The organism is Phytohabitans maris, assembly GCF_031085175.1.
GTDB classification, from domain to species: domain Bacteria; phylum Actinomycetota; class Actinomycetes; order Mycobacteriales; family Micromonosporaceae; genus Phytohabitans; species Phytohabitans maris.
In genome coordinates this window covers 145,867-166,036 of the sequence record NZ_JAVHUY010000003.1, presented here as the reverse complement: position 1 = coordinate 166,036, position 20,170 = coordinate 145,867, and the positions used below count along the sequence as shown (strand labels likewise).

General features: G+C 72.2%; 16 protein-coding genes. 13 read left to right on the top strand and 3 right to left on the bottom strand.

The window, feature by feature from the left end; genetic code table 11:
* Positions 1-69 precede the first annotated feature (69 nt).
* Positions 70-2,694 carry a beta-glucosidase gene (locus tag RB614_RS04035; RefSeq protein ID WP_308710961.1) on the bottom strand — a complete coding sequence of 875 codons (2,625 nt, stop codon included), beginning with the start codon at positions 2,692-2,694 and terminating at the stop codon, positions 70-72.
* A gap of 44 nt (positions 2,695-2,738) precedes the next feature.
* The gene (locus tag RB614_RS04030; RefSeq protein ID WP_308710960.1) at positions 2,739-4,595 is read right to left on the bottom strand and encodes a DUF3604 domain-containing protein; all 1,857 of its coding nucleotides are present in this window, start codon (positions 4,593-4,595) and stop codon (positions 2,739-2,741) included.
* 417 nt (positions 4,596-5,012) lie between these two features.
* Between RB614_RS04030 and RB614_RS04025 the strand changes: the two genes are divergently transcribed.
* The 5 genes from RB614_RS04025 to RB614_RS04005 are packed head-to-tail and all read left to right on the top strand — an operon-like array spanning position 5,013 to position 11,609.
* Positions 5,013-6,527 carry an ABC transporter substrate-binding protein gene (locus tag RB614_RS04025; protein WP_308710959.1) on the top strand — a complete coding sequence of 505 codons (1,515 nt, stop codon included), beginning with the start codon at positions 5,013-5,015 and terminating at the stop codon, positions 6,525-6,527.
* Positions 6,527-7,477: an ABC transporter permease gene (locus tag RB614_RS04020; RefSeq protein ID WP_308710958.1), complete on the top strand. Its 951-nt coding sequence runs from the start codon at positions 6,527-6,529 to the stop codon at positions 7,475-7,477. Before RB614_RS04025 ends, RB614_RS04020 begins: the two co-directional genes overlap by 1 nt.
* On the top strand, positions 7,474-8,334 hold the full coding sequence (locus tag RB614_RS04015; protein WP_308710957.1) for an ABC transporter permease: 861 nt from the start codon (positions 7,474-7,476) through the stop codon (positions 8,332-8,334). The genes RB614_RS04020 and RB614_RS04015 overlap by 4 nt, the downstream gene beginning before the upstream one ends.
* Positions 8,331-10,361, top strand: coding sequence for a dipeptide ABC transporter ATP-binding protein (locus tag RB614_RS04010; RefSeq protein WP_308710956.1), 2,031 nt, complete (start codon positions 8,331-8,333; stop codon positions 10,359-10,361). The genes RB614_RS04015 and RB614_RS04010 overlap by 4 nt, the downstream gene beginning before the upstream one ends.
* 9 nt (positions 10,362-10,370) lie before the next feature.
* Positions 10,371-11,609, top strand: coding sequence for an ROK family protein (locus RB614_RS04005; RefSeq protein ID WP_308710955.1), 1,239 nt, complete (start codon positions 10,371-10,373; stop codon positions 11,607-11,609).
* Between the two features lie 176 nt (positions 11,610-11,785).
* Here the strand turns inward: RB614_RS04005 and RB614_RS04000 are convergent, their stop codons facing one another.
* Complete coding sequence (locus RB614_RS04000; protein WP_308710954.1) at positions 11,786-12,241, bottom strand: VOC family protein; 456 nt, start codon at positions 12,239-12,241, stop codon at positions 11,786-11,788.
* A gap of 59 nt (positions 12,242-12,300) precedes the next feature.
* Between RB614_RS04000 and RB614_RS03995 the strand changes: the two genes are divergently transcribed.
* The 8 genes from RB614_RS03995 to RB614_RS03960 all read left to right on the top strand — a co-directional run bounded on the left by RB614_RS03995 (position 12,301) and on the right by RB614_RS03960 (position 20,085).
* Positions 12,301-12,963 carry a TetR/AcrR family transcriptional regulator gene (locus RB614_RS03995; RefSeq protein ID WP_308710953.1) on the top strand — a complete coding sequence of 221 codons (663 nt, stop codon included), beginning with the start codon at positions 12,301-12,303 and terminating at the stop codon, positions 12,961-12,963.
* A complete protein-coding gene (locus RB614_RS03990; RefSeq protein WP_308710952.1) occupies positions 12,948-13,217 on the top strand; it encodes a hypothetical protein in 270 nt (89 codons plus the stop codon). Before RB614_RS03995 ends, RB614_RS03990 begins: the two co-directional genes overlap by 16 nt.
* Positions 13,214-13,675 (top strand): hypothetical protein, encoded by a 462-nt coding sequence (locus RB614_RS03985; RefSeq protein WP_308710951.1) that lies wholly within the window; start codon positions 13,214-13,216, stop codon positions 13,673-13,675. Before RB614_RS03990 ends, RB614_RS03985 begins: the two co-directional genes overlap by 4 nt.
* Positions 13,676-13,717: 42 nt before the next feature.
* Positions 13,718-15,529: a P-loop domain-containing protein gene (locus RB614_RS03980; protein WP_308710950.1), complete on the top strand. Its 1,812-nt coding sequence runs from the start codon at positions 13,718-13,720 to the stop codon at positions 15,527-15,529.
* Complete coding sequence (locus RB614_RS03975; RefSeq protein ID WP_308710949.1) at positions 15,526-17,715, top strand: WD40 repeat domain-containing protein; 2,190 nt, start codon at positions 15,526-15,528, stop codon at positions 17,713-17,715. The genes RB614_RS03980 and RB614_RS03975 overlap by 4 nt, the downstream gene beginning before the upstream one ends.
* Positions 17,705-18,481: a hypothetical protein gene (locus RB614_RS03970; protein WP_308710948.1), complete on the top strand. Its 777-nt coding sequence runs from the start codon at positions 17,705-17,707 to the stop codon at positions 18,479-18,481. Before RB614_RS03975 ends, RB614_RS03970 begins: the two co-directional genes overlap by 11 nt.
* 50 nt (positions 18,482-18,531) lie before the next feature.
* Positions 18,532-19,050: an AAA family ATPase gene (locus RB614_RS03965; RefSeq protein ID WP_308710947.1), complete on the top strand. Its 519-nt coding sequence runs from the start codon at positions 18,532-18,534 to the stop codon at positions 19,048-19,050.
* Positions 19,051-19,224: 174 nt separating this feature from the next.
* Positions 19,225-20,085 carry a LuxR C-terminal-related transcriptional regulator gene (locus RB614_RS03960; RefSeq protein WP_308710946.1) on the top strand — a complete coding sequence of 287 codons (861 nt, stop codon included), beginning with the start codon at positions 19,225-19,227 and terminating at the stop codon, positions 20,083-20,085.
* Positions 20,086-20,170 lie beyond the last annotated feature (85 nt).

The window sequence follows — 20,170 nt, the reverse complement described above, 5'->3', positions numbered from 1 at the left end:
GGGGCCCCGGGCGCCCGTGGGGGGGGGCCGGGGCGCCCCGGGGGCCCCCGGCCCCCCACGGCCAGGGCTTCAGTTGACCGGGCTGGAGGCTGGCAGGGTGAGCCGGGACTTGACGGTGACCTGGGCGCTGAGCGGCAGGTCGCGGGAGGAGGTGCCGACCTTGACGGTGTAGCGGCCGGGGTCGACCTGCCAGGTGTCGGCGTCGCTGTTCCAGTAGGCGAAGTCGCGCGGGTCGAGGGTCATCGCGACCTGCTCGGTCTTGCCGGGGCCGAGGGTCACCTTGGCGAACGCGCGCAGCTGCCGTGGCGGTTCCCCGGCGCTGGCCGGTGTCGTGAGGTAGAGCTGGACGACCTGGGTACCGGTGCGTTTGCCGGTGTTGGTGACGTCGACGTTGACGGCGACGTTGCCCTCGCCGGGCAGGTTCGTCACCTGTAGGTCGCGGAGCTTGAAGTCGGTGTACGACAGGCCGTGGCCGAACGGGAACAGCGGCTTGACCTGCTGCGCGTCGTACCAGCGGTAGCCGACCTGCAGCCCTTCGCCGTAGGAGACCTCGTCGCCGATGCCGGGGAAGCGGGCCGGGTCGGAGGTCGGTGTCTTGTCGGCGCGGGCCGGGAAGGTGATCGGCAGCCGGCCGGCCGGGTCGGTGTCGCCCCACAGCACGGAGGCGATGGCGGTGCCGGCGGACTGGCCGGCGTACCAGCCTTCGAGGATCGCGCGGGCGTCGTCGACCCAGGGCATGAGCACCGGGCCGCCGGTGTTGAGCACCACGATCGTGTTCTTGTTGGCCTTGGCGACCGCCGCGATGAGCGCGTCCTGGTTGCCGGGCAGGTTGAGCGCGGGGCGGTCGTTCCATTCGGTGCCCCAGTCGGTGGCGAAGACGATGGCCACGTCGGCGTCCTTCGCGGCCCGCGCGGCGCTGGCGACCTCGGGGTCGACCACGCCCTTCGGGGGTTGCCAGCCGAACTTGATCTGCCCGGAGTTCGCGATCCGGGAGCTGATCTTGACGGTGTGGGTCGATCCGGCCTTGAGCTTGGCGGTCCACGACTGGGTCTGGGCGGCGCCGCCGGTGGGCGTGACCGAGGCGACCTGGACGCCGTCGACGGTCACCTGGGTGGCGCCGGTGGCGGTGATGTCGAAGGTGTAGTTGCCGTTGCCGGGTGCGGTGAACGTGCCGGTCCACTCCTGCCGGTTGGTGCCGGCGGGCGGCGGGTTCTGGCCGTTGGGGTAGAGGCCGAGCGCGCGGCCCTGGGCCCAGTCGAAGTTGACCGACCGGTCGACGCGGGTGGCGACCGGGGTGGTGGCGTCGCCGTTGAAGTAGGCGCCCTGCAGGCCGGGCTTGCCGTCCGGGGTGGTGAGCGTGCTCTGCGGGACGTTCGGCAGGCCGGGCAGGAGCGCGTTGTGCGGGGTGACCGGCTCGACGCCTTCCAGGTACCGGACGGAGGCGGAGGAGCCGGCGCGGCTCTTGATCCCGTCCAGCGGGGTGACGATGGAGTCGGCGGCGACGCCCGCGCTGGGGCCGCCGGTGGTGATCGGGTACGTGCTGGCGCCGGGGCCGAAGACCGCGATGTTCCGGGTCTGGTTGCGCAGCGGCAGGACGTCCTTGTCGTTCTTGAGCAGGACCGTGCCCTGTTCGGCGGTGGCGCGGCCGACGGCCTGGTTTTCCGGGGTGGTCGCGACCGGCTGGGCGGTGCCGACCGGGTTGTCGACGAGCCCGGCGGCGAAGATGGCGCGCAGGGCGCGGAAGGCCATCTCGTCGAGGCGGGCCTGGGAGACCTGCCCGTTCGCGACCGCGTTGCGCAGCGGGGTGTTGAAGACGTTCGCGGACGGGATCTCGTAGTCCAGGCCGCCGTTGGCGACCTGCTCCGCGGTCAGGTTGTGGCGGGTGTGCGCGCCCCAGTCCGGGGCGACCACGCCGGGGAACGACCAGTCGCCCTTGAGCACGTCGTTGAGCAGCCAGTCGTTGCCGCAGGCGGCCTCGCCGTTGATGCTGGTGTACGAGCACATGACGGCGTTGGCTCCGCCGTTCTTGATGGCGTCCTCGAAGGCGGGCAGGTAGATCTCGCGGATCACCCGTTCGTCCACTGTGGCGTTGAGGGTGAACCGGTTGGTCTGCTGGTTGTAGACGGCGTAGTGCTTGACCATCGCGATGATGTCCTGGGACTGGATGCCCTGGATGGTGCTGGCGCCGAGCGCGCCGGCCAGGGCCGGGTCCTCGCCGTAGGTCTCGTAGTTGCGACCGTGCAGCGGGGTGCGGTCGATGTTGAGGGTGGGCGCGCCGACCATGCTGACGCCCTTGGCGCGCTCCTCGGCGCCGATGACCGCGCCGTACTGTTCGGCCAGGCCGGTGTCGAAGGTGGCGGCCAGGCCGAGCGGGGCGGGCAGCTGGGTGACGCCCTTGACGGTCTGGTTGACGCCGCCGGGCCCGCCCTGCTGGTACACGCCGGGGATGCAGAGCCGCGGGATGCCGGTCGGCGGCCGGCTGGCGGTGATGACCTGGAACTTCTCGTCCTGGGTCATGCGGGCCAGCACCTGGGCCGCCTTGACGTCCGGCGAGGACGCCGAGCCGACCCACGGGCAGGCGGGGTCGACGGCCGCGCTGCCGGGGGAGGCGAACTGCAGCGCGAGCGGTACACCGACCGCCGCGACGACGAGGCTTGCCAGGACGCGTCTTCCGCGCCGTCTGGACAGGGCCATAGGGGGTACTCCTTCGTGACGTGGGATGAAGGTGATCGGCCGGATCAGGCGGGACGCAGCCAGGTGGGGGAGGTCCACGCCGTCTCGAAGTCCTGGCGCACGACCTTGACGAAGTAGCTCGTGGCGGTTCGCGTGGTCGGTGCTTCGTCGCGCCAGGTGAGCTGGCACCGGGTGCGGCCGGTCAGGTCGAGGCGTTCGACCGGGTGACCGTCGCGGTAGATGTGGACGGCGGCGAGCGGGCTGGACGCGCGTACCTCGAGTTCGAGCTCGTGGACGGTGTCACGGGTGGTGGCGTCGGCGCCCATGGGGTGGCCGTCGACGGTGAGCCAGACGGCGGTACCGGTGTCGGTGGCGGCGTAGCAGCGGCGCCGCCGCAGGGCCTGGAAGATGCCGGCGCGGCCGGCGTCGCCGGGCTGGTCGAGCAGGACGGCGGCGAAGCCGCTGCCGAGGTGGTGGAACAGGTGGTTGCGGGTGGGGGTGCCCTGCGCGTTGCCGGGGTGGGCGTCGTGGCTGTCGGAGGAGCCGATGAACCCGGAGCGCACGCCGCGGCGGACCGCCTCGATGAACGCGAGCTCGGGCAGCCGGGCGGCGCCGATGGTGACCGGCTGGCCGTGTTCCAGCGAGTCGCCCCAGGTGGAGTAGATCTCCGCCACGCGGTCGAACTCGTCGTCGTGAAACGCGGCCGTGTCGAGCGGGAAGAACGCGCTGGACATGTGGTGCGGCACGGTGATCGCCGGTACGCCGGCCTCGCGCAGGTGGCTCCAGAGGTCGCGCGGTGTGGGCGCGTCGTCCGGCAGGGCGTTCTGCTCGTCCCGCGGGTCCTGCGAGTAGAGCAGCGGGCCGGGGCGGTCGGCGAAGTAGACGTTGCGGTGCCCGTACGTGGCCGACGTCCACTCGTAGCCGTGGATGGTGACGAAGTCGCCGCGCAGGTAGGCGTCGTTGGTCTCCTGCAGCTCCTTCCAGTCCCGGTCGTTCATCTGCCAGTCGTGCTCGGACAGGCAGTAGAAGTCCAGGCCGGCGACGTCGCGGGCGTACTGGAACAGGCTGGTGCGGTCGCCGACGCCGCACGGCTCCTCGGCGCCCTCGCCGTCGGGTAGCCCGTCGAGCAGGTGGCTCTCGCCGGAGTGGCTGTGCAGGTCGCCGAAGAGCAGGGTGTGGCCGCCGATCGACAGCGGCTCGCGGGGGGCCAGGGTGGCGCGGACGGCCCGCAGGTGGTCGTCGGCGTAGAGGGCGGGCTGGCCGGCGCTGACCCGGCACCAGTGCCGGCTGGGCTGCTCCCCGTCCACGGCGTGGATCCGGACGGTGGCCGGCTGACCGGCGCGCAGCGACTCGCGGGGGAGCACGAGCACCCCGTAGCCGTCGGCGTACAGCGACTCGCTGGTGACCACGTCGTCGACGACGAACGCGTTGCCGAACGCCGTGGCGTCCACCCGCAGGGGTTGGAAGCCGAACAGCCCGCCGGCTCCGTCCCAGGTGCGGGCGGTCTTGGTGACGCAGAACCGGGCGACCGGCCGCCCCTCGACCTCGACGGCGAACGTGCCGGTCGGCTGCGGGAACGCGGCGCCGTTGCCCAGCGACAGGCTGAACACGAACGCGACCAGCGGCGACGGTTCGGCCGGTACCGGCGCGGTGTGCCACCGTATCCCGCCCGGGCCGGTGAGCCGCAGCAGCCGTCCGCGGGTGACCTGGGAGCCCGACCTCCGCCACGAGCCGGCGGGCAGGTCGCGGCCGCCGCTGTCCGGGGTGAACGCCGCCACCCCGGCGACGACGTCGATGCCGGCGTGCTGGGCGGCCAGCTCGGCCAGCCGCCGCGCGGGCAGCTTCCGGCCGCGGGGCAGCGTCGACAACAACCGGTCCAGGCCGGACACGACGTGCCGGCGGTGGGCGTCGCTGAGCGTCACCGATGGGGCTCCTCAATCCTCGTCGTCGGCCTGGCCGATCCCGCCCACCACGGCGGTGGCACGTGCCGATTGATCAGGAGCCTGAGCCTCGGAACCGGATAAGTCAAGGGCGTGTCTAAATTGTTGCTATGAAGATCGGGATGCATCTTCACCAGCGCTGCCATGTCGGATAGGTTGCTGGCGTGAAGGCTCGTATGACCACGGTGTGGCCTCGTGTTGCAGGTTTTGATCAGGCCATTGCTGAATGGGGAGCCCGGGGGTACGCTCCGCCGAAGCGCCGGGTCCCACACCGCGGCCGACCGACCTTCCCGCTCGACGGTTCTCCCGGACCGGACAACCCCACGAACATCGCGGCCCCGCGTTGCACCTGTTTTGGAGGCACCCGATATGCACGACAACGTCCATAGATACGCGTCTTTGAGCTTGGGGCGTCGCCGGTTCCTGCGCGGCACGGCGGGTCTGGCGGCTTCGGCGCTCGTGCTGGCCGCGTGCGGTGACGGCGACTCGTCCAGCGGCGGCACCAGGACGCTGCGGGTCGGCATCCCGACCGACGTCAACCCGGCCAACCTGCTGGGTGTGCTGAGCGCCAACGAGCCGGTCGGCCGGCTGGTGCTGGAAGGGCTGGTGGACTACGACGCCGCCCAGGGCAAGCACGTGCCGTGGCTGGCGACGAAGTGGAGCTTCGGCGCCGACCAGCGCAGCCTCACCCTCGACCTGCGCGACGACGTCACCTTCCACGGCGGCCGCAAGTTCACCGCCAAGGACGTCGTCTACAGCGTCCAGGCCGCCAAGGCTCCCGACTCCGGCGCCCAGGCCGGCTCGCTGCTGGCGCTGGCCACCAACGTGAGCGCCGACGGCGACACCCGGGTGACGTTCACCTTCGACAAGCCGGTCGGCGAGTCCTTTCTGGACGCTCTGGTGTGGACGCGGATCGTCGACGAGCCGTCGTTCGCGGACCTCAAGAGCGGCAAGAAGGTCGTCGGCACCGGGCCGTACGTCTGGACGAAGTGGACACCGGGCAGCTCGGTGGAGCTGGACAAGAACACCGCGTACTGGCAGGCCGGCAAGCCGACCGTCGACAAGGTGACGCTCCGGGTGATCGGCCAGTCCCAGGCGATGCTCGCCGCCCTGCGCTCCGGCCAGATCGACGTGGCCCACCGGATGGTCCCCCGGGACGTGCAGACCGTCGCCTCGGACAAGAGCCTGCGGGTCGACGTCTTCGACCCGTTCGCCGAGACGTACCTGGGCGTGGACGTGACCGTCAAACCGTTCACCGACAAGCGGGCCCGCCAGGCCCTCGCCTGGGCGCTGGACCGGGACCGGATCGCCCAGCAGGTCTTCGCCGGGTACGCCGAGGCGACCGACTTCCCGTTCCCCACCAGCGTTCCCGGCCTGGCCGAGCAGTCCGAGCAGTACCGCTACGACGTCCAGCGCGCCAAGACGCTGCTGGCCGAGGCGGGCGGCGCCGGGGCCACCGTCACCATCGCCGCGCTGTCCACCGACCCGATCCTGGTGGCGGTCCGGGACATCGTGCAGTTCAACCTCACCGAGATCGGCCTGACCGTCAAACCCGTCTCCTGGGACGCCGCGCAGGTGCCGAAGGCGCTGGGCAGCGGCACCACCGGCGGGCTCTGGATCAACCGGGTCTCCTCCGGCTCGCTCAGCCCGGCCAGCATGGCGGCCACGCTGCTGCCGTACCGGCCGAGCAAGAACGCCTCGAACGTCACCGACCCGGCGTACGCCCAGCTCGCCGCCGCCGCCGAGGCCGGCACCGCGGAGGCGAACCAGGCGCTGGCCAAGTACGTGGTCGACGAGGCGTGGCACCTGACCGTGGTACGCACCAAGAACCCGCTCGTGGTCAAGTCGGGGGTGGGGCAGGTGCGCCTGGACACCAACGGCTACCTGGACCTCGCGGCCGCAACGGTGGCCTGATGGCGTACTACCTCCGCCGGCTGCTCGGCGTGCTGGCCACCCTGCTCGTGGTGTCCCTGCTCGTGTTCAGCCTGCTGCAGCTGGCGCCCGGGGACCCGGCGACGGTCGTCGCCGGCCCCGACGCCACGCCCGAGCAGATCGCCGCGGTCCGGGCAAACCTCGGCCTCGACGCGCCGTTCCTGTCCCGGTACGGCGGCTGGCTCGGCGACGCGCTGCGCGGGGACCTCGGCACCTCGTACACGCTCGGCCAGCCGGTCACCGACCTGATCGGCCAGCGGCTGGGCAGCACCCTGCAGCTCGTAATCGCCGCGATGCTGCTGATGGGCGTCCTCAGCGCCGCCGCCGGGGTGGTCCTGGCCACCGGCCGCAACGGCGCCGTGCGCGCCGCGGTCGACTACCTGACCACGCTGGCGCTCTCCGTGCCGCCGTTCGTCAGCAGCATCATCCTGATCTTCGCGTTCGCGGTGATCTGGCAGGTGCTGCCCAGCGGCGGCGAGGCGAGCATCACCGCGGATCCGGGCGGCGCCCTGCGGTTCCTCGTCCTTCCGGCCCTGGCCCTCGCCCTGCCGAACGCGGCCGTCCTGGCCCGGCTGCTCGCCACCGACATGCGGCGCAGCCTGCAGGAGGAGTACGTGCTGACTGCCCGCGCCAAGGGCGCCTCACGGCGGCGGATCGTCTGGCGGCACGCGCTGCCGGCCAGCCTCAACCTCTACATCGTCCAGCTCGGCATCAACTTCGGAAACCTCATCGGCGGCGCCCTCGTCGTGGAGGCCATCTTCGCCCGCGCCGGCATCGGCGGCCTGCTGGTCGACGCGGTCACCACCCGCGACTACCCGACCGCGCAGGCGGTACTGCTGCTGACCGTAGCCGCGGCGATCCTGGCCCAGATGGTCTCCGAGATGGTGATCGCCCGGGTGGACCCGCGGGTGAAGGCGCGGGCGGCCCGATGACCGCACCGGCCACCACCACCGCGCCGCCGCTGGACCGGCCGCCGCGCAACCGGTACCTCCAGGCGCTGACCACCGCCAAGGCCCGGTTCGGGCTCACCCTCGTCCTGCTCATGGTCGCGATCGGCGTCCTCGGGCCGCTGCTGCTGTCGTACGGCCCCGAGCAGCAGAGCGGCTCCGCGCTCACCGCGCCCGGCGGCGGCCACCCGCTCGGCACCGACGAGGTCGGCCGGGACATCCTGGCCCGGGTCCTGCACGGTATCCGCACCGACCTGGTCATCACGCTCGTCGCCGTACCCATCGCCGCCGTGCTCGGCACCGCGCTCGGCCTGGTCGGCGTGCTCAGCCGGCTGCTCGCCGCCGCCGTCCAGCGGCTCTTCGACGTCCTGCTCGGCGTACCCGTGATCATCCTGGGGGTCGGGCTGGCGCTGGCCGCCGGCGCCGGCGTGCGGGCCATCATCGTCGCCGTCGTCCTCGCCACGCTGCCCACCTTCGGCCGGCAGGCGCACTCCGCGGTCAACAGCCAGCTCGGCCGCGAGTACGTCACCGCCGCCGTCGTCATCGGCACGCCACGCCGCAAGATCCTCAGCCGGCACGTGCTGCCGAACGTGGTCGACGGGATGGTCGCGCTCGCCGCCGTCTCCATGGCCACCGCCGTCACCATCGAAGGCGGCCTCAGCGTCATGGGCCTCGGCGTGGTCCCACCCCAGCCCTCCCTCGGCAGCATGATCAGGGACGGCTCCCCGTACCTGTTCGACCAGCCGCAGTACGCCCTCGTCCCGGTCACCGTGGTGGTGCTGCTGGTGCTCGGCTACACCCTGCTCGCCGACGCCCTCAACGCCGCCGTCCTCAGGAAGTGATCACCACCGTGCACAACACCCCCGACGGTGAACCCGTGCTGCGGGTACGCGGCCTCACCGCCGTGCTCGACCTCCCCACCGGCCCGGCGACCGCCCTGCACGAGCTCGACTTCGACATCGGCGCCGGCGAGATCCTCGGCGTCGTCGGCGAGTCCGGCTCCGGCAAGTCCCTGACCTCACTGGCCGTCATGCGGATGCTCCCGGACGCCGCCCGGGTCACCGCCGGCCAGATCCTGCTGCACGGCGAAGACCTGCTCACCAAGTCCGAAAAGGACATGCGGCGGCTGCGCGGCCGGCACCTCGGCATCGTCTTCCAGGACCCGCTGGCCTACCTGCACCCGCTCAAACGCGTCGGCGCGCAGCTACGCGAGTCGCTCACCGTGCACGCGGCCACCCGCGCCCAGGCCGCCACCCGCGCCCTCGAACTGCTCAAGCTCGTCGGCATCCCCGACGCCGAACAGCGGATCGACGACTACCCGCACCAGTTCTCCGGCGGCATGCGGCAACGCGTCATGATCGCGATGGCCGTCGCCCACAACCCGTCCCTGCTGATCGCCGACGAGCCCACCACCGCCCTCGACGTCACCATCCAGGCCGAGATCCTCCGCGTCCTGGTCCGCCTCCGCGACGAGCTCGGGACCGCCGTCATGCTCATCACCCACGACATCGGCGTCGTCGAGGACACCTGCGACCGCGTCCTGGTCATGTACGCCGGGCGCATCGCCGAACAGGCCGGCACCGGCACCCTGCTCAAGAGCCCGCGCCACCCGTACACCCGCGAGCTGCTCCGCTCGGTACCACACCTGAACACCCCGCTGCTCGACCGGCTGCCGGCCATCCCCGGCCAGCCACCCGACCCGCGGAACCGGCCGGCCGGCTGCCCCTTCCACGACCGCTGCCCCGACGTGCGGGACCGCTGCACCCGCGAAATGCCCCCGCTGGAACGCGTCGACGCCGACCCCGGCCACAGCGTCGCCTGCTGGGTCGCCCCCGACACCCCGGTCCAGATCGCCGCGCCCGCCGGCGGCGAACGCCGGACCGGCCGCCCGGAGACCGAGGTCATCCTCTCCGTCGAGGACGTGCGCGTCTGGTACACCAGCCGCCGCTGGCCCTGGTCGACCGAGGTGGTACCCGCCGTCGACGGGGTCACCTTCCAGGCGCGGCAGGGCACCGCGGTCGGCCTGGTCGGCGAGTCCGGGTGCGGCAAGTCCACGCTCGCCAAGGCCATCCTCGGCCTGCAACCGGTCACGAGCGGCCGGCTCACCGTCGCCGGACGGGAGTGGAGCGGCGCCGACAGCCACCAGCGCGCCGCGCTGCGCCGTACCGTGCAGATGGTCTTCCAGGACCCGTACGCCTCGCTCAACCCGCGCATGACGGTCGGCGACAGCATCGCCGAGCCCCTGCGCAACTACCACCTCGCCGGCCGGTCACAGCTCGCCGGCGCGGTACGGGAACTGCTGGACCAGGTCGGCCTGCCCGCCCGGTACGCCGACTCCTACCCGTACCAGCTCTCCGGCGGGCAGCGCCAGCGCGTCGGCATCGCCCGCGCCCTCGCGGTCAGCCCCAAGCTCATCGTCGCGGACGAGCCCGTCTCCGCCCTCGACGTCTCGGTCCAGGCGCAGGTCATCAACCTCTTCGACGACCTGCGCGACCGTACCGGCGTCGGCTACGTCTTCATCACCCACGACCTGGCCGTGGCCCGGCACATGTGCGACGACATCCTCGTCATGTACGCCGGCCGGATCGTCGAAAGTGGACCCGCTTCGGCGATCTTCGCCAACCCGTCCCACCCCTACACGCGAACCCTGCTCGCCTCCGCGCCCGGCTCCGGCCTCACCAAGGACACCGGGCTCAAGCCGGCCAGCGGCACCCGACCCACCGGCGGCTGCCGCTTCCGCGACCGCTGCCCGGTCGGCCCCGCCGCCAACCCGCAACGGACCGTCTGCGCCGAGCGGGACCCCGCGCTCGACGCGGTCGGCCCCCGCCACCACGCCGCTTGCCACTTCGCCGAGCGGGACGATCGGTAGAGTATGCAGGTGCACGACCCGCTCTCCCACGCCACCCAGCCGACCGGCGTGGGAAACACCGACCTGCGCCGGCACAACCTGTCCCAGGTCCTCAAGGTCGTCTACGCGGCCGGCTCCGCCACCCGGGTGCGGATCGCCGAGTCCACCGGACTGACCAAGACCGCCGTCGGCGGCCTGGCCGCACAGCTGATCCAGTACGGGCTCCTCGAAGAGGACGCGGCCATCGCCGGCCGGGTCGGGCGCCCCAGCCCACCCCTGCGGTTCGCCGGCCACCACTTCACCGGCGCCTGCATCGAGATCCGCGGCTCCGCGATCGAGTCGATCGTCACCGACCTCAACGGCAACCCGCTCACCCACCGGCAGGACCCGATCCGCCTCCCCAGCGACCAGGCCCCGCTCGACCTCGTCATCGCCCACGCCCACGCCGCCCACCAGCACGCCGTCGCGGCCGGCAAGCCGCTGCTCGGCATCGCGCTGGCCGTCCACGGCGCGGTCGACCCGCACACCGGGCGGATCCTGTTCGCCCCCCGCCTCGACTGGGACAACCTCGACCTGCACGCCGCCGTCACCAGCCAGCTGCCCGACGCCATCCCGGTCATCGTCGACCACGACGCCAACCTCGCCGCGGTCGCCGAGACCGCCCACCAGCGCAACACCACCACCGAAAACCTCGTCAGCATCTCCAGCGACCTGGGTATCGGCGCCGGCATCGTCATTGCCGGCAAGATCTACCGCGGCAGCCACGGGTACGCCGCCGAGCTCGGCCACATGCTCCTCGACCCCGACGGGCCCGCCTGCGTCTGCGGCCGCCAGGGTTGCTGGTCCGCCCTCATCGGCCTGCGTACCGTCCTGCGCGAAGCCCTCCCCGGCACCGCCGCCGAGCTCGAACGCATCCGCGGCTACGAGGCCGCCGGCCAGAGCGCGCTCGCCGCCGCCGCCGACACCGGCGACGAAGCCACCCTCGCCGCCCTCGAACACGCCGGCACCTGGCTCGGCCTCGGCGCCGCCAACATCGCCAACATGCTCGACCCCGACCGCATCATCATCGGCGGCTACCTTGCCCACCTGAGCCGATGGGTCATGCCCGCCGCCTACAAGGCGTTCACCACCCAGACCCTGCGGCCCGCCCGGCCGGAGACCACCCTGCTGGTCTCCAAGCTCGGCGACACCCGCGCCCTACACGGCGGCATCCACCTGCTCAGGACCCGCCTGCTCAACGACCCGTACCAGGCCCTCACCACCGCTTGAGGGGCACAGATCCTCGCTGCTGCTCGAGTGCGCTGCCGGTATCCGTCTGAGAACCCGCAAGAGGCGGGGCAGATCATGGCGGACCAGGCCGGCCAGGAGGGGCTGCACTCGATGACCCGCCGCGAGCCGCCAGCCCACGCCCGGCAGTACCGCGTGTGATGTCGCGTTTCGGGGTGTCAGGTGGTGGTGGCGGTGATGGGGTGGCCGTAGCCGGGGCGGCTGGAGTGGTCGTTGCCGTGTTTGGCCCAGGTGTACAGGTGCAGGGTCAGACCGTCCGGGTCGTCGAAGATCAGTAGCCAGCCGATCGATGCCTCGATCAGCGGGGAGTGGTGTACGCCGAGGGTGTCCAGGTGGGTGGCCCAGGCTTGGATGTCGGCTTGGTCGTTGACGGCGAAGCTGACCGGGTCGAAGCCGCGGCAGCCGTTGGCCGCTTGCGGGTTGACGCGGAAGGCGATGAGTGTGTCGCCGAGGCCGGGTGCGGCGCCGGCGATGCCGCGCACGATGCCGTCGGCGTCGGGGAATTCGATGGTGGGTTGGAATCCGAGGACGTGGCTGTACCACTTGACCGAGCGGGCCAGGTCGGTGACCGGGATCTTGATGTGGTGGATGCCGGCCAGCGTCGGATGTGTCATCGTGACCCCCCACAATTCGGCGCAGTAGCACTGCGGTTAATGGTTGTAGGATGCTCCTCATGGCCGACCCCGTCAAGCGGCAGTACCGGTCCCCGGCCCGCGCCGCCGCGGCGGCCGCTACCCGTGCACGCATCCGTGAGGCGGCCCAGGAGTTGTTCGTCCGGCAGGGTTTCGTGGCTACGACGATGCGGCAGGTCGCGGCTGCCGCGGGGGTCGGTGAGCGCACGGTATACGACGCTTTCCCGACCAAGGCCGGCCTGTTTGGTCACACGCTCGCGGTGGCGACTGTCGGGGATGAACAGCCGGTGCGGGTCGCCGACCGGCCCGAGATCGGCGCCGCGCGGCACGCGGCCGATCCGCGTGAGGCGGTCACGCGGCTGGTCGGGTACGTGGTCGATCTGCTGGACCGCGCTGGAGATCTGATCATGGTGAGTGTGGAGGCGGCCGGAGCGGATCCGGACATGCGGGTGGCGGCGGACGCCGGTTCGCGGGCCCATCATGAGGTCATGCGGACGTTCGCGGCGGCGCTGCACCAGCGCGGCGCCTTGCGGGCGGGTTTGGACCCGATGGCCGCTGCGGACATCCTGTACGCCTTGTGCTCGCCGCACATGCATCAACTGCTGCGCCGCCACCGGGGTTGGGCCTCGGAACGCTACCGGACCTGGCTCGTTGACGCGGTCTGTCGTGAGCTGCTGCCCGAGACGGTGTGCGGCGGCACCTGAGCCCGGAGCTCACCTTCGGCTACGGGGAGACGATGCTGGTCCGCTCCGAGCTGCCGGCCTGGTTCGCCGGGCGGCCGCTGACCGACCTGGAGGTCGACACCGAGGTCCGCCTCGTCGAGGTCACCCGGGAGGGCCGGTCGTTCATCCCCACCGCCGCCGTGGCGGCGAAGCCCGGCGACCGGGTCAGCCTCGTCGTGTCGGCGGCCGGACCGCGCCGGATGCGCGCGCTGCTGGAGAAGGAGTGGTCGCGATGAGAGCGCTGGTCGCCGGCGCCGGCCGGCTGGGCGTCCAGATCGCCGACGCGCTCACCGGCAACGGCTACGAACTGACCATTGTGGAACGGGACGACGCGCGGATCGCCGAGCTGGCGGGGCGTACCGCCGGTACCTGGTCGCCGGCGACGCCTGCGAACCGGTACGCGGCCGGCTCAGCCGACGACGTCGATCGCCCGGCCACTACCGCGACCCCGACCCGAGCCAAACCGGCAGCGACCCCGACGACCCCGTTGGCCCATCGCTGCTGCCGTGCGGTGACCGCGCCGGCGGCGCGGGCCGAGTGGGCGGGATCGCCAACCGCGGAGGGTGAGGCCAAGGGGAAAGCAGCTCCAGGGAACGCTCCGTTGCGCTTCGCCTGCGACCCGCCCTGTTTCAGCCGTCCACCACCGGGCGTGGTGCGCGACTGCCAGACGGTGCAACGGCTCGCTGTATGCTGACGTTCTCGTTCGAGCGGCGCCGTCTTGGGGTGGGAGCGGGGCATGGTAGTTGAGCTTCTGACCATGTTGGGCGGTGCCCTCCTGGGACCGCCGGCGCAGGCCGCGTTCTCGCAAGCCAGGAAACGATCGCGTCGCTGCGCGCCCGATGTCGAGCGGGCGCTCGTGGAGTCCTATTTGTACGCGCTGCGGGCGGTGCTGCGCAGGTGCCGGTCCGAAGAGTCCTGGAAGCGCGACGCGAACCAGGTCAAGGCGCGTGTCGACCGGGCGGGCTCGGACGCGCCGGTGGTGCTCGGGCTCGCCGGCGGCTACCCGGGCGTGCTGCGCACGTTCTCCGAACGCGAGGTTGGCGACCTGCTGATCGACCGGCTTCTTGGCCGGGAGGAGTGGTTGGGGGGTGCTCCGGACTACCTGGTGGCACACGCCCGCGAGCTGCTGCTGCCGTCGCTGGTGGCGCATTTCGCCCGGAAGGTCAGCGACGACGATGGGCTGTTCCGCCAGCTGATGGTGGATCTGGCGGTCGCGACCGGCCGGGACGTCCAGCGCGTGGCGGCCGGGTCGGTGGGGGTCCAGTCGCAACTGTCGGCGCTGCTCGCGCGGGTCGACGCGGCCGCGCTGGAGGTACACGAAGACGTCGCGCGCCTGGCCGAGGAGGTCGCGCAGGTGCGGGCGATGACCGACGAGCTGATCGGGCGTTGGCGGGTCGAGCAGATCGGCGAGTTGCCCGTGCCGGCCCGGTTCCGGTCGCTGATCGCGGACAAGACCGAGGGCTTCGTCGGTCGCGAGTACGTCTTCCGGGAGATCGACGAGTGGATGTCGAGCCACCGCAGCGGTTACGCGGTGATCCGGGCGGATCCGGGCGCGGGCAAGAGCGCGATCCTGGCCGAGTACGTGCGGCGGACGGGCTGCCCGGCGTACTTCAACCAGCGGGCCAACGCGACGAACCGGGCTGACCAGTTTCTGCGCAGCATGATCGTCCAGCTGCGGGACCGGCTTGGGGCGCCGCCGCGGGCGTTCGAAGAGCAGGCGCTGTCCAGCGGCGAGGTCCTCGCGGAGCTGCTCGACGAGCTGGCCGAGCACGATGCCCTGCTGCCGATGACGATCGTCGTCGACGCGCTGGACGAGGTCGACCTGAGTGCGCAGGGCGCGGCCTCGAACGTGCTCTACCTGCCGGCGCAGCTGCCGGCCGGCGTTCACCTGCTGGTCTCCCGGCGCGAGGCGACGGTGCCGCTGCGGACGGACTCCCCGCTGCACACGCTCAGCCTGGGTGACCCGCGGTTCGCCGACGACGTGCGCCACGACGTCGCCGCCTACGTCCGCCGTACCGCGGGGAACCCTGGGGTACGGCAGTGGATCGAGCAGCGTCGGCTGACGGTCGACGGGTACGTCGAGCGGCTGGTGCACAACAGCGGCGGCAACTTCATGTACCTGCGGCACGTCACGCGGGACATCGCGGACGGCCGCTACGCCGGGCAGGATCTCGATGCCATTCCGGAGACGCTGCAGGGCTACTACCTCACCCATTGGCACCTGATGGGGATGGCGCGGGCAGCCGGTGTGGATCTCCAGCTCAAGGTGCTGTACGTGTTGCTGGAGTACGCCGAGCCGATCTCGGTACCGCTGATCGCGAAGATCCTGCGGGAGCCCGCGGTCGCGGTGCAGGCGGTGCTGGCCGACTGGCGGCAGTTCCTGCACGCGGGGGTGGTCGACGGCACCACCCGGTACGCGATCTATCACGAGAGCTTCGCGGACTTTCTCCGGCAGGCAGATGTGGTCAGCGCGTCCCGGATCGACCTTGCGGAGATCAACGGCATGATCGCCCTCTGCCTGTACGAGCAGCGCTACGCCGAGCGATGACCGACGGTGAAACGGCCGCGGAGATCGACCGGGGCGCGCTGCTGCACCTGCCCAGGACGTTGGCGCGGTCAGCGCAACCGCAGCGGCTGATGTCGGTGCTGACCGATTTCGCCTTCCTGGCCGACAAGGTGGCGATGGTCGGCCCCTGGGCGGCGCTGCTGGACCTCGAGCTGCCGTCGGCGTACCGGCTGGACCTCGATCCGGACGATGCGGCCGATCTCCGGCAGATCGGCCGGGCGTTGCGGCTGGCCGAGGCGGTCGTCGCCCGGGACCGGTCGCAGCTGGCCGGGCAGCTGGTGGGGCGGCTGGCCGAGGTCGACTCGCCGCGGGTCGCCCGGCTGGTGGCGCGGGCCCGGCGGTGGTCCGACGGTCAGGTGTGGCTGTGCCCACGCACCCAGTCGCTGGTGTCGACCGTGCGGACCCTCGCGGCCGACGACGCCTCGATCAGCGCGCTGTGTGCCTATGGCGACGCCGGTGCGGTGTCGGTCTCCGGCAGCGGGGTGGTGCGGATCTGGGACCTGCGCGACGGCGAGAACACCCACACCTTCAGCCCGCAGGGCGCCCCGGTCTGCGCGGTCGCCGCCGTGCCCGGCAGTTCGTGCTGCGTACTCGGGTTGCGCGACGGCGGCCTCGTCGTCTGGGACATCGCCGCCGGGCGCGAGCTGCGGCGGGTCGCGCGCGCCCACGACTGGGAGGTACGCGCGGTCGCGGCGCACTCCGGCGCGGACATCTGCGTGTCAGCGGGCTCGGACGGGCTGGTCAAGGTCTGGTCCCTGTCCTCGCTGCGGCCGGCCGCGGCGCTCGCCGGGCACGCCGGCTGGGTCAACGACGTGGCCGTCACGTCCGAGGGCGACCGCGCCGTCACGGCCGGCGCGGACACCACCGTCCGGGTCTGGGACCTGCGTGCCGCCACCGCAGTCAGCGTGCTGGCCGGGCACCGCAGCACCGTCAACGCGGTGGCCGTCGCGCCCCGCGGCGACCTGGCCGCGACGGCGTCGGACGACCGGACGGTCCGGCTGTGGGACCTCGACCGGCTCGCCGGGGTGAGCGTGTTGACCGGCCACGAGGACTGGGTCGGGTGCGTCGCGTTCAGCCCCGACGGCCGGCGGCTCGCCTCCGGCGGCGGCGACCACCGGGTGATGCTGTGGCACCCGGCCACGGGGCAGTCGAGTCGCCTGCTCGGGGCCAGCGGCTCATGGGTCAACGCGGTGCTGCTCACGGCGGCGGACGACTGTCTGGCCGGGACCGACGACGGGCGCATCGTGGTCAGCGACGTCACCGCTGAGCCCGCCGAGGTCGGGCGGGGGCACACCGACTGGATCGGCGGCCTGGTCGCGCTGCCGGACGGCGCGCAGGTGCTGTCGGCCGCGCACGACGGCACGATCCGCCGGTGGGACACGCGTACCGGCCGGCCCGCCGGGGTGGTGGGCGAGCACGACGGCAAGGCGACGTCGGTGGCGGTCGACGGCGGCGGAGACCTGGCCGCGTCGGTGGGCAGCGACGGGATGGTCCGGCTGTGGCGGCTGGCCGACCCGTCGTGGCGGGCCGGGTTCCGCGCCCACGACGGATGGATCAACGCGATCGCCCTGACGGCTGACGGCCGGTTCGCGGTCACCGCCGCCGAGGACGCCACCCTGCGGGTATGGGACGTACCACGCCAGCGACCGGTGCGTGTGCTGGTCGGGCACGGCAGCGGAGTACGCGGGGTGGCGATCACGCCAGACGGTGCCACGCTCGTGTCGGCCTCGGTGGACGGCACAGTCCGCTGTTGGGACCTGCACAGCGGGCGGGAGCGGTGGGTCCGCGCCGACCATGGTGACTGGGTCAACTCGATCATCGTCACCGCCGACGGCCGGTACGCGATCTCGTCGTCCGACGTAGCCGAGGCCGCGATGATCACCTGGGATCTGCGCACCGGCGAGCTCGTGGGGACCTGGTCCGGGCATCGCGGCTGGGTGCACGGCATCTCGGCGTCCCGGGACGGCCGCCTGGCCTCGTCGGCCTGCGGGGACGGCGCGGTCCGGCTCTGGGACCTGCCCGCCCGCCGGTGCCTGGCCGCCTTCACCGACGAGGCACCGATGACCGCGAGCGTGCTCACCCCTGACGGGCGCACGCTGATCGCCGGCAACGGCCGCGGCCGGGTACACGTCCTGCGTGTCGCGGGGGCCGACCACAATGGACGGTGAGCGGGGCGGCGTGGAGTGTTTCTACGCCTACGAATCGGTCCGGCTCGCCCGGGCCCATCCGTCCATCCTGCCCGGCGGCCTGGACCCGCGTCAGCACCTCCAGGCGCCGGGTACGCGGGCCGCGCTCTTCGACGGGCTGGTCGCCAAGCATCGGCGGGTCCTGGAGGCACTGGCCGGGCGGCCGGACCAGCGGCGAGCCGCGTACGAGTCGTCGGTGCGGGCGCTACGCCGGTTCGCCAGCGACGACACGTTGCCGCGCCCGCCGATCGAGCACCTCGCCGCGCTGCTGGGACGGATCTTCGAGCAGACCGCGCCCGGCGCCGACCCGGACGCCACGGGCGTGTTGCGGCTCCTCTACGCCTCGGAGTCGGTCGAGCTGGCCCGGATGGGCGGCTACTCCAACCCGGCCGCCAACATGACAGACGCGGCGGCGCACCTGGCCTGGGCCGGCCAGCGCCCGTACTGGCAGGTGATCCAGGACCTCAAATCCAAGCACCGGTTCCAGTTCGACCGCCAGCGCCGCCTGGACCCCGCCTCGTGGCCGGAGCACAGCGCATCGACGGCGACCAGGCTGGCGCAGTGGGGCCAGACCCCCGATGACCTTCGATCCGTACCGTCGGCCGTCACGAGCTGGGCGACCGTGTGCGACCGCGCCGGTCGGGAAGGCGGCCCGGACGGGGTGTGGTTCCTGCTCGACCGGCTGATCCGCTACACAGCCACCGGCCTGCTCGGCCGGGCCCGGCTCAGTCGAGTGCGCACGACGTAGCGCGGCGGGCATCCGCCGCCCCACCACGCACCGCGCTAGCATCGGATCCCGTGATCGTATGGATCAATGGCACCCATGGCGCCGGCAAGACAACGACCAGTGCGCTCGTGCGGCAATTGATCCCGGACTCCCGGGTGTTCGACGCCGAGAAGGTCGGCGAGACACTCATGGACATCACGCCGGGCCTGCCCGAGACGGACAACTTCCAACAGTTGCCGCCATGGCGGCAACTCGTCGTCGAGACCGCCCGCCGCGTCCTCGAGTACACCGGCGGCACCCTGGTGATGCCCATGACGGTCCTTGTCGAGCGGTACTGGCGCGAGATCAGCACCGGCCTCGCCCAGCATGCCATCCCGATCAGGCACTTCGTCCTCCACGCCGACCAAGACACCCTCCGTAGGCGCATCGAGGCGGAACACCGCATCCCCTCACCGTTCCGCCTCAAGTACCTTGAGCCTTACGCCGAGGCGGCCCGCACGTGGCTACACAGCGAGGCCGAGGTCGTCGACACCACTCACCTCACCCCCGCCCGGGCCGCACTACAGATCGCACAGGCCGTCAAAGGTTGAAGTCCGCCCACGCTGCGAAACCCGCCACGTGAAGCCTAGCGGTCGCCCGCATTGTCGAGAATGGACGGTGGCCGCTTTGTTACGACCGGACGGTGTCCGGCTACAGGAAGCGGCGACCACCGCCGAAGAGGCGCGGGAGGCGTCCCGGCTGATCCACAGTGCCGGACCCTGGCCATGTCCAGCATCCTGCTGCTGCGGCCGCGGCTGTGGCGCCAGGGACGGGAGCCCGCGCTCGCACTCGCCGAGCAGATCACCGCCGCGGCCCGACCCCGGTCCGGCTGGTGGTCCGGGCTCGCCCGGCTCGACCTGGGGTACGTCTTCGCCGACACCGGTCACACCGAACGCGGCCTGGCGGAGCTGGCCGGACAGGACGGCCACGACAGTCTGATCACGCCCTATCGGCTCGCCCTGCAGGCTGCGGCCACGGCCACGACCGGCGCTGTGTCCAGGGCGGACCAACTGGCCGCTGAAGCCCTCGCCGCGGCCCGCGGGTCCGGCCTGTCCCACCAGCTCGGCCACGCGCACCGCGCGCGGGCGAAGGTGCTGTCGCTCTCCGAAAACATCAGCGAGGCCGCGGCACACGCGGCGGAGGGCGCCCACCACTTCGCGGACGCCGGCGCACCCGTCGAGGAAGCGCTGACCCGGCAGTGCGCCGCCGCGCTGTACGCCCGGCTCGGCGCGGTCAGCCAGGTCCAGGTGGAGATCGGCCGAGCCAAGACGTTGTACGCGGCCGCCGGCGCCACCTGGCTCTCGGCGGAGCTGGCCCGGGACGAACGACGGCTGGCCGCCCTGGCACCCCGGGGCGGCCGGCGGCACGGCGACCCGGTCGCCGCGCTCACCGGCCGGGAGCGGCAGATCGCTGACCTCGTGGCCGGCGGACTGACCAACCAGCAGATCGCCGAGCGGCTCCACCTCAGCCGAAAGACGGTCGAGGCCCACATTTCCCGTACCTTCGCGAAACTCGGAGTCCAGTCGCGCGTCGCCCTGACCTTGCGGATGACCACGTTCGACGCCGGCCGCGACAACGACGGCTGAGAGTCTCTCGATGTGGCGCCGTCGAGCGGGTTGGGGCCGAAGCTACGACGGGACCCGCTGGTGCCGTCGGCGAGGCGGCCGGTGG

What these genes read in the sequence shown, in the direction of transcription:
- RB614_RS03995 (WP_308710953.1), top strand. Translation starts at nt 12,301, where the DNA reads ATGGCCGACCCCGTCAAGCGGCAGTACCGGTCCCCGGCCCGCGCCGCC.
- RB614_RS03970 (WP_308710948.1), top strand. Translation starts at nt 17,705, where the DNA reads ATGGACGGTGAGCGGGGCGGCGTGGAGTGTTTCTACGCCTACGAATCG.
- RB614_RS04000 (WP_308710954.1), bottom strand. Translation starts at nt 12,241, where the DNA reads ATGACACATCCGACGCTGGCCGGCATCCACCACATCAAGATCCCGGTC.
- RB614_RS04015 (WP_308710957.1), top strand. Translation starts at nt 7,474, where the DNA reads ATGACCGCACCGGCCACCACCACCGCGCCGCCGCTGGACCGGCCGCCG.
- RB614_RS03975 (WP_308710949.1), top strand. Translation starts at nt 15,526, where the DNA reads ATGACCGACGGTGAAACGGCCGCGGAGATCGACCGGGGCGCGCTGCTG.
- RB614_RS04020 (WP_308710958.1), top strand. Translation starts at nt 6,527, where the DNA reads ATGGCGTACTACCTCCGCCGGCTGCTCGGCGTGCTGGCCACCCTGCTC.
- RB614_RS04035 (WP_308710961.1), bottom strand. Translation starts at nt 2,694, where the DNA reads ATGGCCCTGTCCAGACGGCGCGGAAGACGCGTCCTGGCAAGCCTCGTC.
- RB614_RS03980 (WP_308710950.1), top strand. Translation starts at nt 13,718, where the DNA reads ATGGTAGTTGAGCTTCTGACCATGTTGGGCGGTGCCCTCCTGGGACCG.
- RB614_RS03960 (WP_308710946.1), top strand. Translation starts at nt 19,225, where the DNA reads ATGTCCAGCATCCTGCTGCTGCGGCCGCGGCTGTGGCGCCAGGGACGG.
- RB614_RS03985 (WP_308710951.1), top strand. Translation starts at nt 13,214, where the DNA reads ATGAGAGCGCTGGTCGCCGGCGCCGGCCGGCTGGGCGTCCAGATCGCC.